8 protein-coding genes are annotated in these 12749 nt (G+C 67.7%); 1 reads left to right on the top strand and 7 read right to left on the bottom strand.

What is annotated here, in order from left to right; translation table 11 throughout:
- Positions 1-134: 134 nt before the first annotated feature.
- The 7 genes from lpdA to MKK50_RS19825 all read right to left on the bottom strand — a co-directional run bounded on the left by lpdA (position 135) and on the right by MKK50_RS19825 (position 10662).
- Positions 135-1538, bottom strand: a complete 1404-nt coding sequence (gene lpdA, locus MKK50_RS19855; protein ID WP_499024798.1) for a dihydrolipoyl dehydrogenase — start codon at positions 1536-1538, stop codon at positions 135-137.
- A 187-nt stretch (positions 1539-1725) separates the two neighbouring features.
- Positions 1726-3069 (bottom strand): 2-oxoglutarate dehydrogenase complex dihydrolipoyllysine-residue succinyltransferase, encoded by a 1344-nt coding sequence (gene odhB, locus MKK50_RS19850; protein WP_253373437.1) that lies wholly within the window; start codon positions 3067-3069, stop codon positions 1726-1728.
- Between the two features lie 83 nt (positions 3070-3152).
- Entirely contained in the window at positions 3153-6143 is a 2991-nt protein-coding gene (locus MKK50_RS19845; protein ID WP_499024795.1) for a 2-oxoglutarate dehydrogenase E1 component, read from the bottom strand.
- 224 nt (positions 6144-6367) lie between these two features.
- The gene (sucD, locus tag MKK50_RS19840; RefSeq protein ID WP_003599893.1) at positions 6368-7255 is read right to left on the bottom strand and encodes a succinate--CoA ligase subunit alpha; all 888 of its coding nucleotides are present in this window, start codon (positions 7253-7255) and stop codon (positions 6368-6370) included.
- A gap of 8 nt (positions 7256-7263) precedes the next feature.
- Complete coding sequence (gene sucC / locus MKK50_RS19835; RefSeq protein WP_253373435.1) at positions 7264-8460, bottom strand: ADP-forming succinate--CoA ligase subunit beta; 1197 nt, start codon at positions 8458-8460, stop codon at positions 7264-7266.
- A 157-nt stretch (positions 8461-8617) separates the two neighbouring features.
- A complete protein-coding gene (gene mdh, locus MKK50_RS19830) occupies positions 8618-9580 on the bottom strand; it encodes a malate dehydrogenase (RefSeq protein WP_253373434.1) in 963 nt (320 codons plus the stop codon).
- A 350-nt stretch (positions 9581-9930) separates the two neighbouring features.
- Positions 9931-10662 carry a TetR family transcriptional regulator gene (locus MKK50_RS19825; protein WP_253374102.1) on the bottom strand — a complete coding sequence of 244 codons (732 nt, stop codon included), beginning with the start codon at positions 10660-10662 and terminating at the stop codon, positions 9931-9933.
- 251 nt (positions 10663-10913) lie between these two features.
- Between MKK50_RS19825 and aroB the strand changes: the two genes are divergently transcribed.
- A complete protein-coding gene (aroB, locus tag MKK50_RS19820; protein WP_499024793.1) occupies positions 10914-12653 on the top strand; it encodes a 3-dehydroquinate synthase in 1740 nt (579 codons plus the stop codon).
- Positions 12654-12749: the final 96 nt, after the last annotated feature.

Below are 12749 nucleotides of genomic sequence, written 5' to 3'. Positions count from 1 at the left end.
GATGAAATGACGGCTTGAACGCTTCGTGAACGACACAAGGTCGCAGAACCGGCGGGCAGGTTGGATTGCGCCAATCCGCCGCCCGTCACGGCATCGCAGCCGGACCCGGAAGGCCAGGGCCGGCTGCCACGGGATCAGACGTGGATCGCGCGCTTATCGACGGCGAGCGCGGCTTCCTTGATCGCCTCGGTCAGCGTCGGGTGGGCGTGGCAGGTGCGGGCGATGTCCTCGGCGGAAGCCGCGAACTCCATCGCCACGGCGACCTCGGCGATGAGGTTGCCGGCATCCGCGCCGACGATGTGCACCCCGAGCACGCGGTCGGTCTGCGCATCCGCGAGGATCTTCACGAAGCCGTCGGTGGTGCCGTTGGCCTTGGCCCGGCCGTTGGCGGTGAAGGGGAACTTGCCGACGTTGTAGCCGATCCCGTCCTTCTTCAGCTCCTCCTCGGACTTGCCGACCGAGGCAACCTCCGGGAAGGTGTAGACCACGTTCGGGATCACGCCGTAATTCACGTGACCCGACTGGCCGGCCAGGATCTCGGCGACCGCGACGCCTTCGTCCTCGGCCTTGTGCGCGAGCATCGGCCCGGCGATCACGTCGCCGATGGCGTAGATGCCGGTCACGTTGGTGGCGTAGTGGTTGTCGGTCTCGATGCGGCCCTTGTCGTCGGTGGCCACACCCACCGTCTCGAGCCCTAGGCCTTCCGTGTAGGGCACCCGGCCGATGGCCACGAGCACCACGTCGGCCTCGAGCTTCTCCGACTCGCCGCCCTGCGCCGGCTCGACTGTGACGGTCGCGCGGCCCTTCTTGCCGGTCTCGACACCGGTCACCTTGGTCGAGAGCTTGAAGACCATGCCCTGCTTGGCCAGGATGCGCTGGAACTGCTTGCCGACCTCGCCGTCCATGCCCGGCAGCACGCGGTCGAGATACTCGATCACCGTCACTTCGGCGCCGAGGCGGCGCCAGACCGAGCCGAGTTCGAGCCCGATCACGCCCGCGCCGATCACCACGAGGCGCTTGGGCACCTCGGCGAGTTCGAGCGCGCCGGTGGAGGAGACCACCGTCTTCTCGTCGATCTCGACGCCCGGCAGCCGGGTCACGTCGGAGCCGGTGGCGATGACGATGCTCTTCGTCTCCAGCAACTGGTTGCCGCCGTCGTCCGAGATCACCTCGACGCGGCCGGCCCCCGCGATGCGGCCGCGGCCGTGATAGGTGTCGACCTTGTTCTTCTTGAGCAGGAACTCGACGCCCTTGGTGTTGCCGTCGACGCCGCCCTGCTTGAAGCCCTGCATTTTTTTGAGATCAAGCTTCGGCGTGCCCACGTCGATGCCCAACTCCGAAAAGTGCTTGTTGGCCTCCTCGAACGCCTCGGAGGCGTGCAGCAGCGCCTTCGAGGGGATGCAGCCGACGTTGAGGCAGGTGCCGCCGTGGGTCGCCCGCTTCTCGACCACCGCGGTCTTCAGCCCGAGCTGGGCCGCCCGGATGGCGCAGACATAGCCGCCGGGGCCGGTGCCGATGACGACGAGATCGTAGGACATCAAGTCTACCTGACGAGTCGGAGAAGAAGTCGAGCAAGCCCGCGCGCGGAGAAAATAAGGAGAGACGCCAGCGCGGCTATCGCAGCGAAATCAAGAAGCAAGGCGACGAACTGACGGCCGTCGGCAGGTCGGTGTCGGCAGCCATCGCGGGCGAAACCGCCATCGCGATCGCTGCCGACAGCGCTGTTTACAGGTCGAGCACGAGGCGGGCCGGATCCTCCAGCGCCTCCTTGACGCGAACGAGGAAGGTCACGGCCTCCTTCCCATCGACGATGCGGTGATCGTAGGACAGCGCCAGATACATCATCGGCCGCGCCTCGATCTTGCCGTTCCGCACCACCGGCCGCTCCTCGATGCGGTGCATGCCGAGGATGCCCGATTGCGGGGCGTTGAGGATCGGCGTCGACATCAGCGAGCCGTAGATGCCGCCGTTGGTGATGGTGAAGGTGCCGCCCTGCATCTCGTCGATGGAGAGCTTGCCCTCGCGCGCCTTCTTGCCGAAGCCCGAGATCTTCTTCTCGATACCGGCGATCGAGAGGTCGTCGGCGTCGCGCACCACCGGCACGACGAGGCCCTTATCGGTGCCGACCGCGATGCCGATGTGGTAGTAGTTCTTGTAGACGAGATCCTGTCCGTCGATCTCGGCATTGACCGCCGGCACGTCCTTGAGGGCGCCGATCACCGCTTTGGTGAAGAAGCCCATGAAGCCGAGCTTCGTCCCGTGCTTCTTCTCGAAGATGTCCTTGTACTGCGAGCGCATCGCCATCACCGCGCCCATGTCCACGTCGTTGAACGTGGTCAGCATCGCCGCCGTTTCCTGGGCGCTCTTGAGGCGCTTGGCGATGGTCTGGCGCAGCTTGGTCATCCGCACGCGCTCCTCGCGCGCGGCGTCGTCCGGCGCGGAGGGCGCGCGCGGCGGGGCGGGGGCCTTGGTCTCGCTCTTGGCGTCCTGGGCCGGAGCCTTCTGGCCGTTCTTGTCGATCGCGGCGAGCATGTCGCCCTTGGTCACGCGGCCGTCCTTGCCGCTGCCGTTGAGGCTCGCCGGGTCGATGCCGGATTCGCGAGCGAGCTTGGCCACCGCCGGGCCGCTGTCGTCGGCCGGGCGCCCGTCGGTGGGCGGAGCGTCGCCGTGGCTGCCGTAGGAGGCCGAGGATTCCTGGGCCGGGGCGTCGTCCTTGGCGGGCTTGCTCTCGCCCTTCTCCTCGCGGGACTGCGCCTTGGTCTCGGCCGGCTCGGCGCTCTTCGGAGCGGGCTTCGCATCCGACTTGGAGTCCGATTTGCCCGAACCCTTGCCGCCCTCGACGATCGAGCCGAGCACCGCGCCGGGCTCCACCGTCTCGCCGTCCTTGACGAGGATCTCGCCGAGTTCGCCCGCGGCGGGGGCGTTCACTTCGAGGGTGACCTTGTCGGTCTCGAGTTCGACGAGGGGCTCGTCGGCGGCCACCGTGTCGCCGGGCTTCTTGAACCAGCGGCCGATCGTGGCCTCACTGACGGATTCGCCGAGCGTGGGGACGAGGATGTCGGTCGCCATAATCTGTGTTCACCGGAGTTTCGGGGCGCGCATCGGGCAGGCGCGGCCCCGGTTGGTGGGTCGGTCGAAAAGGGCCGGCGGCGTCAGACCGCCAGCGCCTCGTTGAGGAAGGCCTGGAGCTGGGCGAGGTGCTTCGACATCAGGCCGACCGCGGTCGAGGCCGAGGCCGGACGGCCGACGTAGCGGGCGCGCTTCGAGGCGGAGCCGGCCTGGCCCAGCACCCAATCGAGATAGGGCTCGACGAAGGACCATGAGCCCATGTTCTTGGGCTCTTCCTGGCACCACACCACCTCCGCGTTGCGGAAGCGGGTCATCTCGTTGGCCAGCGCCTTGAGCGGGAACGGGTAGAGCTGCTCGACGCGCATCAGGTAGACGTCGTTGACGCCGCGCTTCTCCCGCTCGTCGTAGAGGTCGTAATAGACCTTGCCCGAGCACAGCACGACGCGCCGGATCTTGTCGTCGCGGGTGAGCTTCACGCCGTTCTCGTCGTGCTCGGCGTCGTCCCACAGGATGCGGTGGAAGGTCGAGCCGTCGGCGATGTCCTCGATCTTCGAGACCGCCCGCTTGTGGCGCAGCAGCGATTTGGGCGTCATCAGGATCAGCGGCTTGCGGAAGTCGCGCTTCAGCTGGCGGCGCAGGATGTGGAAGTAGTTCGAGGGCGTCGAGCAGTTGGCGACCTGCATGTTGTCCTCGGCGCACATCTGGAGATAGCGCTCCAGACGGGCCGACGAGTGCTCCGGTCCCTGGCCCTCGTAGCCGTGGGGCAGCAGCATCACGAGGCCGGACATGCGCAGCCACTTGCGCTCGCCCGATGAGATGAACTGGTCGATGACGACCTGCGCGCCGTTGGCGAAGTCGCCGAACTGCGCCTCCCACAGCACCAGGGAGTTCGGCTCGGCCAGCGAGTAGCCGTACTCGAAGCCGAGCACCGCTTCCTCGGAGAGCATCGAGTTGATGACCTCCAGGCTCGCCTGCCCCTCGCGCAGGGAGTTGAGCGGGGTGTAGCGCTGCTCGTTCTCCTGGTCGATCACCACGGCGTGGCGCTGCGAGAAGGTGCCGCGCTCGACGTCCTGGCCCGAGAGCCGGACCCGGTGGCCCTCGATCAGCAGCGAGCCGAAGGCGAGCGCTTCCGCCGTCGCCCAATCGATGCCGACACCGGTCTCGACCGCCTTGGCACGGTTGTCGAAGAAGCGCTGGATCGTGCGGTGCAGGTGGAAGCCCGGCGGGGGCGTGGTGATCCGGGTGGCGATGTCGCGCAGGGTGTCGAGCGGCACGCCGGTGCGGCCGCGGCGGGGATCGTCCACGTCCTCGCGCACCGCCTTGAAGCCGGACCAGCGCCCGTCGAGCCAGTCGGCCTTGTTCGGCTTGTAGCCGCCCGCGACCTCGAGCTCACCCTCCAGTATCGAGCGGAACTCGGCCTTGCGCGCGTCGAGCTGCTCCTGAGTCAGGTCGCCCTGCGCGACGAGTTTCTTGCCGTAGGTCTCCAGCGCGGTCGGATGCTTGCGGATGCGCTGGTACATCTTCGGCTGGGTGAAGGCCGGCTCGTCGCCCTCGTTGTGGCCGAAGCGGCGGTAGCACAGCATGTCGATCACGACCGGCTTGCCGAACTTCTGCCGGTACTCGACCGCGACCTTCGCCGCGAAGGTCACCGCCTCCGGGTCGTCGCCGTTGCAGTGGAAGATCGGCGCCTCGACCATCTTCGCCACGTCGGACGGATAGGGCGAGGAGCGCGAGAAGCGCGGATCGGTGGTGAAGCCGATCTGGTTGTTGATGATGAAGTGGATCGAGCCGCCGGTGCGGTGACCCTTCAGGCCGGACAGGCCCAGGCACTCCGCCACCACGCCCTGGCCCGCGAACGCCGCGTCGCCGTGGATCAGGAGCGGCAGCACACGGCGGCGCTCGACGTTGGGCTTGGCCTTCTGGTCCTGCTTGGCGCGCACCTTCCCCAGCACCACCGGATCGACGATCTCGAGGTGGGACGGGTTGGCGGTGAGCGAGAGGTGGACGGTGTTGTCGTCGAAGGCGCGGTCGGACGAGGCGCCGAGATGGTACTTCACGTCGCCTGAGCCCTCGACCTCCGCAGGAGAGGCCGAGCCGCCCTTGAACTCGTGGAACACCGCCCGGAAGGGCTTGGCCATCACGTTGGTGAGCACGTTCAGCCGGCCGCGATGGGCCATGCCGAGCACGATCTCCTCGACGCCGAGCGCGCCGCCGCGCTTGATGATCTGCTCCATGGCCGGGACCATCGACTCGCCGCCGTCGAGGCCGAAGCGCTTGGTGCCGGTGTACTTAAGATCGAGGAACTTTTCGAAGCCCTCGGCCTCGATCAGCTTGTTCAGGATCGCCCGCCGCCCTTCCGGCGTGAACGAGATTTCCTTGTCCTTGCCCTCGATGCGCTCCTGGATCCACGCCTTCTCCTCGGGATCGGAGATGTGCATGAATTCGACGCCGAGCGTCTGGCAGTAGGTGCGCTCCAGGATCGCGACGATCTCGCGGATCGTCGAGAACTCCATGCCCAGCACGTTGTCGAGGAAGATCTTGCGGTCCCAGTCGCTCTCTTGGAAGCCGTAATGCTGCGGGTGCAGCTCCTCGTGGTCGCCGCGCGGGGCGAGCCCGATCGGGTCGAGCTTGGCGTGAAGGTGGCCGCGCATGCGGTAGGCGCGGATCAGCATGATCGCGCGCACGGAATCCTTGGTCGCCTGCTCGACCGAGACACCGGTGGCCGCGACGATGGCCGCGCCCTTGGTCGAGTCGCCGGGCTTGCCGGGCTGAGCCTTGGCCTGGATCTTCTCGCCGAGCGTCTTTTCCAGGGCGCCCCAGTTGCCGTCGAGCGCCGAGACGATCTCGCCGTTCGCCACGACCGGCCAGTTCGGCTTGGCCCAGGAGGCGCCCTCGGCGTTCTTCTTCACCAGGGCGTTGTCCTCGCCCAGATCCTTGAAGAACTGTTGCCACTCGGGATCGACCGAGTTCGGATCGCGGGCATAGGCCGCCTGCAGTTCCTCGATCCAGGCGGCGTTGGCGCCGTAGAGGAAGGAGGTTCGAAGAAGCGCTTCGTTCGCGTCCTGGCGTGCCATCGCTGCCTGTCCTACCGCTCGGGCGGCGCTGTCTCAGCGGGCCGCCGCGTCGAGTTCGATCCGGCGCGTCGATCCGAGCGAGGTTTCAGAACCCCGCTTCGCGCCTCCGGATCAGGCCGGGGCACGGTCGCGCCCCGACATGTTCTTCCATATGGGTCGCCCGAGCACGCGTGCGGTGCAACACAGCCGCGCAGGTCCCGGTTACAGACCCCCTCAACTCTTCATCACCTGGACTTCAGCACGTCCACGAGCGTGGAGCCGAGCCGGGCCGGCGAGGGCGAGACGCGGATGCCCGCAGCTTCCATCGCCGCGATCTTGTCCTCGGCGCCGCCCTTGCCACCGGAGATGATGGCGCCGGCATGGCCCATGCGGCGGCCGGGGGGCGCCGTGCGGCCGGCGATGAAGCCGACCATCGGCTTCTTGCGGCCGCGCTTGGCCTCGTCCGCGAGGAACTGCGCCGCCTCTTCCTCGGCCGAGCCGCCGATCTCGCCGATCATCACGATCGACTCGGTCTTGGGATCGGCGAGGAACAGCTCCAGCATGGAGATGAATTCGGTGCCCTTCACCGGATCGCCGCCGATGCCGACGGCGGTGGTCTGGCCGAGCCCCTCGACGGTGGTCTGGAACACCGCCTCGTAGGTCAGCGTGCCCGAGCGCGAGACGATGCCGACGGAGCCCGGCTTGAAGATGTTGGCCGGCATGATGCCGATCTTCGACTGGCCCGCGGTGACGACGCCGGGGCAGTTCGGCCCGATCAGGCGCGACTTCGAGCCTTCGAGCGCGCGCTTGACCCGCACCATGTCGAGCACCGGAATGCCCTCGGTGATGCAGACGATCAGCGGGATCTCCGCCTGGATCGCCTCGCAGATCGCATCGGCCGCGCCCGGCGGCGGCACGTAGACGACGGAGGCGTCGGCGCCGGTGGCCTCGCGGGCCTCGGCCACGGTGTCGAACACCGGCAGGCCGAGATGGGTCGAGCCGCCCTTACCCGGGCTCGTGCCGCCGACCATCTTGGTGCCGTAGGCGATGGCCTGCTCGGAATGGAAGGTGCCGTTCTTGCCGGTGAAGCCCTGGCAGATGACCTTGGTGTTTTGGTCGATGAGAATGGACATCTGTCAGCTCAACCCTTCTTCACGGCGGCGACGATCTTCTGCGCGGCGTCGTCCAGATCGTCCGCGGGAATGACGTTGAGGCCGGAGTTCCGGATGATCTCCTTGCCCTCCTCGACGTTGGTGCCCTCCAGGCGCACGACGAGCGGCACTTCGAGGCCGACGGCCTTCACCGCCGCGATTACGCCGCGGGCGATGACGTCGCACTTCATGATCCCGCCGAAGATGTTGACGAGGATGCCCTTCACCTGCGGGTCGGCGGTGATGATCTTGAAGGCCGCTGTGACCTTCTCCTCGGAGGCGCCGCCGCCCACATCGAGGAAGTTGGCCGGCTCCTCGCCGTAGAGCTTGATGATATCGAGCGTGGCCATGGCCAGACCCGCGCCGTTGACCATGCAGCCGATGGTGCCGTCGAGCGCGATGTAGGCGAGATCGTACTTCGAGGCCTCGATCTCCTTGGCGTCCTCCTCGGTCTCGTCGCGCAGCGCGACGATCTCGGGGTGGCGGTAGAGGGCGTTCGAGTCGAAGGAGATCTTGGCGTCGAGGCACTTGAGACCGCCCTCGCCGGTGAGCACCAGCGGGTTGATCTCCAGCATGCTCATGTCCTTGGCCGTGAAGGCCGCGTAGAGCTTCTCGGTGAGCGCGCCCGCTTCCTTGGCCTGGGGGCCGGAGAGGCCGAGCGCCTTGGCGACGGCACGGCCGTGATGGGGCATGATGCCGGTGGCCGGATCGACCGAGAAGGTGACGATCTTCTCAGGCGTGTCGTGGGCGACCTGCTCGATGTCCATGCCGCCTTCCGTCGAGACGACGAAGGCGACGCGGCCGGTCTCACGATCGACCAGCATCGACAGGTAGAACTCGGCGGCGATCGCCGCACCTTCCTCGATGTAGAGGCGGTTGACCTGCTTGCCGGCTTCGCCGGTCTGCACCGTCACCAGCGTCTGCCCGAGCATCTCGGCCGCGAACTGCACCACCTCGTCCTTGGACTTGGTGACGCGCACGCCGCCCTTGGCGCCCTCGGGCGCGCCCTTGAAGGTGCCCTTGCCGCGCCCGCCCGCATGGATCTGCGACTTCACCACCCAGACCGGGCCGCCGAGCTCGTCGGCGGCGGCGGCCGCCTCCTCCGGCTTGAAGATCGGCACGCCGCGAGAGACGGGCAGGCCGAATTCCTTCAGGACAGCCTTGGCCTGGTATTCGTGGATGTTCATCGAGACCTCGTCGGACGGGCTGGGAGGGAGGGCTGAGCGGGCGGCCGAGCCTCCCGCCGCCGAGCCTGACGGCGCTTGGAGTGCCACACAAAACTCCCGGTCACTGACCGTGTCGCCTTCTTCGGCGACGGTGCCGCGGGAATTTTGTGCGCGTCACTCAGGCGAGCTTGTCGTTGACGCTCTTGCAGGCCTCGATCAAGCCCTTCACCGAGTTGACCGACTTCTCGAACATCGCCTTCTCGGCCTCGTCGAAGGTCACTTCGAGGACGCGCTCGACGCCGTTCTCGCCGATCACCACCGGCACGCCGACATAGAGGCCGTCGATGCCGTACTCGCCCGAGAGGTAGGCCGCGCAGGGCAGCACCCGCTTCTTGTCGCGCAGGTAGCTCTCGGCCATCGCGATGGCGGAAGCCGCCGGGGCGTAGAAGGCCGAGCCGGTCTTCAAAAGGTTGACGATCTCGCCGCCGCCCTTGCGGGTGCGCTCGACCATGGCGTCGAGCTTCTCCTGGGTGGTCCAGCCGAGCTTGACCAGATCCGTCAGCGGCACGCCGGCCACCGTCGAGTAGCGGGTCAGCGGCACCATGTCGTCGCCGTGGCCGCCGAGCACGAAGGCGGTCACGTCCTCGACCGAGACGCCGAACTCTTCCGCGAGGAAGTGGCGGAAGCGGGCGGAGTCGAGCACGCCGGCCATGCCGACGACCTTGTTGGTGGGCAGGCCCGAGAACTTCTGCAGCGCCCACACCATCGCGTCGAGCGGGTTGGTGATGCAGATCACGAAGGCGTCGGGCGCGTGCTCCTTGATGCCGGCGCCGACCGCCTCCATCACCTTCAGGTTGATGCCGATGAGGTCGTCACGGCTCATGCCGGGCTTGCGCGGCACGCCCGCCGTCACGATCACCACGTCGGCCCCGGCGATCGCGGAATAGTCGCTGGCGCCCGAATACTTGGCATCGAAGCCGTCGACGGGAGCGGACTCGGCGATGTCGAGCGCCTTGCCCTGCGGAACGCCGTCGACGATGTCGAACAGCACCACGTCACCGAGTTCCTTGAGGCCGGCGAGATGGGCCAGCGTGCCGCCGATCTGTCCGGCGCCGATGAGCGCGATCTTGCTGCGTGCCATGGATGGTCTAGCCTCCGGTCGGAATTCGCGACGGTTCGGAAATCATGTCAGCGATGTCGCGGATGGTGCGCTGCGGCCGAACCTTCGCCGATCAATTCTGATGGGGCGGTGTTTGGCGGAAAAGCCACAGCGCTTCAACCCGACGAAGGTCGGGAGGAGCGGGGCTACACTAAGGTTTGAAGAGTGGCCGAGCCTAGAGGGCCTCAATAAAACCTATTTTATTTCAACGCTTTATATTGATTGCGCCCGCCGAAGGGTCGCCGGCAAGGTGTCGGTGACAGGTTTTGCACTCTGTCATCGAGTGGCATCCCGGCCCCGCCGCGATGCAGCACTGAGATCATATTCCGTATTCAGAAAGTACCGGTCCGCAGCGCGCGCTGGATCGACTGGATCACCGCGCCGAGCCGGGCGTCGAGCAGGTCGCGGGGAACATCCGCGTCGTGCTGGATTGCGACCGGATGGGTGAAGCGGTAGCTCGCATCGAAGATGACGGCGATGGCCCGTTCACGGTCGCGGGCGGCGAAGACGCCGGTGCCGATGCCCTCTTCCACCACGCGCTCGACAAGCGCGCGCAGCCGCACGCGGTGGCGGCGGGCGATCGGACGGGAGGCCACGGTGGCGTCGAGATGCACGGCGAACAGGTTCGGCTCGCGGGTCAGCATCTCGCTCTGTGCGCTGGCCAGCGCGCTGACGAAGCGCTCGATCTTGTCGTCGGCGGGATCGGGTGCATCGGCGATGCCGGCGAGTTCCGTCTCCAGGTCGCGCAGCCAGCGCCCGGCAACCGCGTCGAGCAGGGCGTCCTTAGAGGGGAAGTAGCGGTAGACGTTGGCATGGGTCATGCCCGCTTCCGCCGCGACCGCCACCACCGTCACCCGTTTCGGCCCGAGCCGGGTCAGGTGCTCCGTGGCGATGGCGAGCAGCCGCGCGTCCGTCGAGACCGGTGTGGACCTGGCGCGGGCGGCAGGGCCGGTGAGGCGCGACGATCGAGGAGGGCCGGCACGGGGATCGGAGACTGGATCGCTCGCCTCCCTCTCGCTCTCGGCCAGGGTGACGGGAAGGGTGAGGGATCCGTACGGCAACATCATTTTCCCGGCACAGAGACAACAAGCGTGGGGGCACTCGACCAAGCAGGCCTGGTCGAGAGCGGTGCCGTCCCACGCGCTCGCGTATAAGCCTTTCCCTCCGCGCGGCACTTTGCAACCCCTTCCGGCACCGGTTTTTCTGCAGATCCCGTCTGGATTGCAGTCACGGCGAGGTCGTGGGGCTTTCGACTCGGCGCCGAGGGCGGTACCGGACGCTTCGCCGCGTCCGCAAAACCGTCTATGACCGCCCGATGACCGTCCCCCTGCCGCCGGCGCCGCCGCCCGGCGAACCGATCGAAGCACGTTTGCGCCGCGGCCTCGGAGCCCGGTCGATCGTGCTCGTCGGTCTGATGGGGGCGGGCAAGAGCACGGTCGGGCGCCGCCTCGCCGGCCGCCTCGGGCTGATGTTCAAGGATGCCGACCACGAGATCGAGGCGGCGGCCAAGCTCACCATCGCCGACATCTTCGCGATCTACGGCGAGGCGAGCTTCCGCGGGGGCGAGGAGCGGGTGATCACGCGTCTGCTGCGCGAGGGGCCGATGGTGCTGGCCACCGGCGGCGGCGCCTTCATGCGCGAGGCGACGCGGGCGCGGATCGCCGAGGGGGGCATCTCGGTCTGGCTTAAGGCCGACCTTGAAGTGCTGATGCGACGCGTACGCAAACGCAACACCCGCCCTCTCCTCCAGACCGAGGATCCGGAGGCGACCATGCGCGCCCTGATGGAGGTGCGCCATCCGGTCTATGCCCAGGCCGATGTCACGGTTCTGTCCCGTGAGGTGTCCCACGACCGCGTGGTGGAGGACGTGATGGAAGCGCTCGATGTCCACATCAACCCATCTCATACGACACAATCACAACAATTGACATTCTCCATGGCGAAGCAACCCTCGCGTGTAAACGTTCCCCTGTCGGGCGGGCGGGAATACGATATCCGTATCGGGCGGGGCCTGATCGACGCGGTGGGCGCAGAAGCGCGCGATCTCGGCGCGAGGGCCGCCGGTATCGTCACCGACGAGACGGTCGCCGGCCTCTACGGCGAGCGCGTGCGGGCGAGCCTGGAAGCCGCCGGCTTGCGCTGCGGAGTCATCGCCGTTCCGCCGGGCGAGGCTTCGAAGAGCTACGCCGAATTCGCCCGTGTCTGCGACGGGCTCCTGGCCCAGAAGATCGAGCGCGGCGACCTTGTCGTGGCGCTCGGTGGCGGCGTGGTCGGCGATCTGGCGGGCTTTGCCGCCGCCTCCCTGCGGCGCGGGGTCCGCTTCCTCCAGGTTCCGACGACCCTGCTCGCACAGGTTGATTCCTCGGTGGGGGGAAAGACCGGAATCAACTCGCCGCTCGGCAAGAACCTGATCGGCGCCTTCCACCAGCCCCGCCTCGTTCTGGCCGACACCGCCACCCTCGACACGCTCTCGGAGCGCGAGATGCGGGCGGGCTACGCCGAGGTCGCCAAGTACGGCCTGATCGGCGATGCCGACTTCTTCGAATGGTGCGAGGCGAACTGGGCCGGCATCTTTTCCGGCGGGCCGGAGCGCGACGAGGCGGTCGCCGCCTGCTGCCGCGCCAAGGCCGGCGTCGTGACCCGCGACGAGCGGGAGGACGGCGAGCGCGCCCTGCTCAATCTCGGCCACACCTTCGGCCACGCTTTGGAGCGGCTGACCGGCTACGACGCCGCCCGGCTCGTCCACGGCGAGGGCGTCGCGATCGGGCTGGCGCTGGCCTTCCGCTTCTCGGCCCGGCTCGGCCTCTGCCCCGGCCAGGATGCGGGGCGCGTGGCCAACCATCTCGCGCTCGCCGGCCTGCCGACCCGCCTGCAACAGGTGCCGGGTGGGGCCGGCGACCCGGACGCGCTCCTCGACGCCATGGCCCAGGACAAGAAGGTCCGCGACGGCCAGCTCACCTTCATCCTCGCCCGCGGCATCGGCCAGAGCTTCATCGCGCCGGGAATCGACGCGGGCGAAGTGCGGGCCTTCCTGGAGGAGGAGCTGCGGGGCTGAGCGGGCCCCAGCGCGATGCAAGGGAGGTCCGGAGCAGGCGCAGTCGCGTTCCCGCCCGAATACGACTATATGAGAGCCGTTCCAGCTTTCTAAGGT

This window comes from Methylobacterium sp. J-043, assembly GCF_022829505.1.
Taxonomy (GTDB): Bacteria; Pseudomonadota; Alphaproteobacteria; order Rhizobiales; family Beijerinckiaceae; genus Methylobacterium; species Methylobacterium extorquens_A.
The sequence above is the reverse complement of the archived record's forward strand: the minus strand, read 5'-3'. Positions and strand labels throughout refer to the sequence as shown.

Coding starts and splice junctions, on each gene's coding strand:
- lpdA (WP_499024798.1), bottom strand. CDS start 1,538: ATGTCCTACGATCTCGTCGTCATCGGCACCGGCCCCGGCGGCTATGTC.
- odhB (WP_253373437.1), bottom strand. CDS start 3,069: ATGGCGACCGACATCCTCGTCCCCACGCTCGGCGAATCCGTCAGTGAG.
- MKK50_RS19845 (WP_499024795.1), bottom strand. CDS start 6,143: ATGGCACGCCAGGACGCGAACGAAGCGCTTCTTCGAACCTCCTTCCTC.
- sucD (WP_003599893.1), bottom strand. CDS start 7,255: ATGTCCATTCTCATCGACCAAAACACCAAGGTCATCTGCCAGGGCTTC.
- sucC (WP_253373435.1), bottom strand. CDS start 8,460: ATGAACATCCACGAATACCAGGCCAAGGCTGTCCTGAAGGAATTCGGC.
- mdh (WP_253373434.1), bottom strand. CDS start 9,580: ATGGCACGCAGCAAGATCGCGCTCATCGGCGCCGGACAGATCGGCGGC.
- MKK50_RS19825 (WP_253374102.1), bottom strand. CDS start 10,662: ATGTTGCCGTACGGATCCCTCACCCTTCCCGTCACCCTGGCCGAGAGC.
- aroB (WP_499024793.1), top strand. CDS start 10,914: ATGACCGTCCCCCTGCCGCCGGCGCCGCCGCCCGGCGAACCGATCGAA.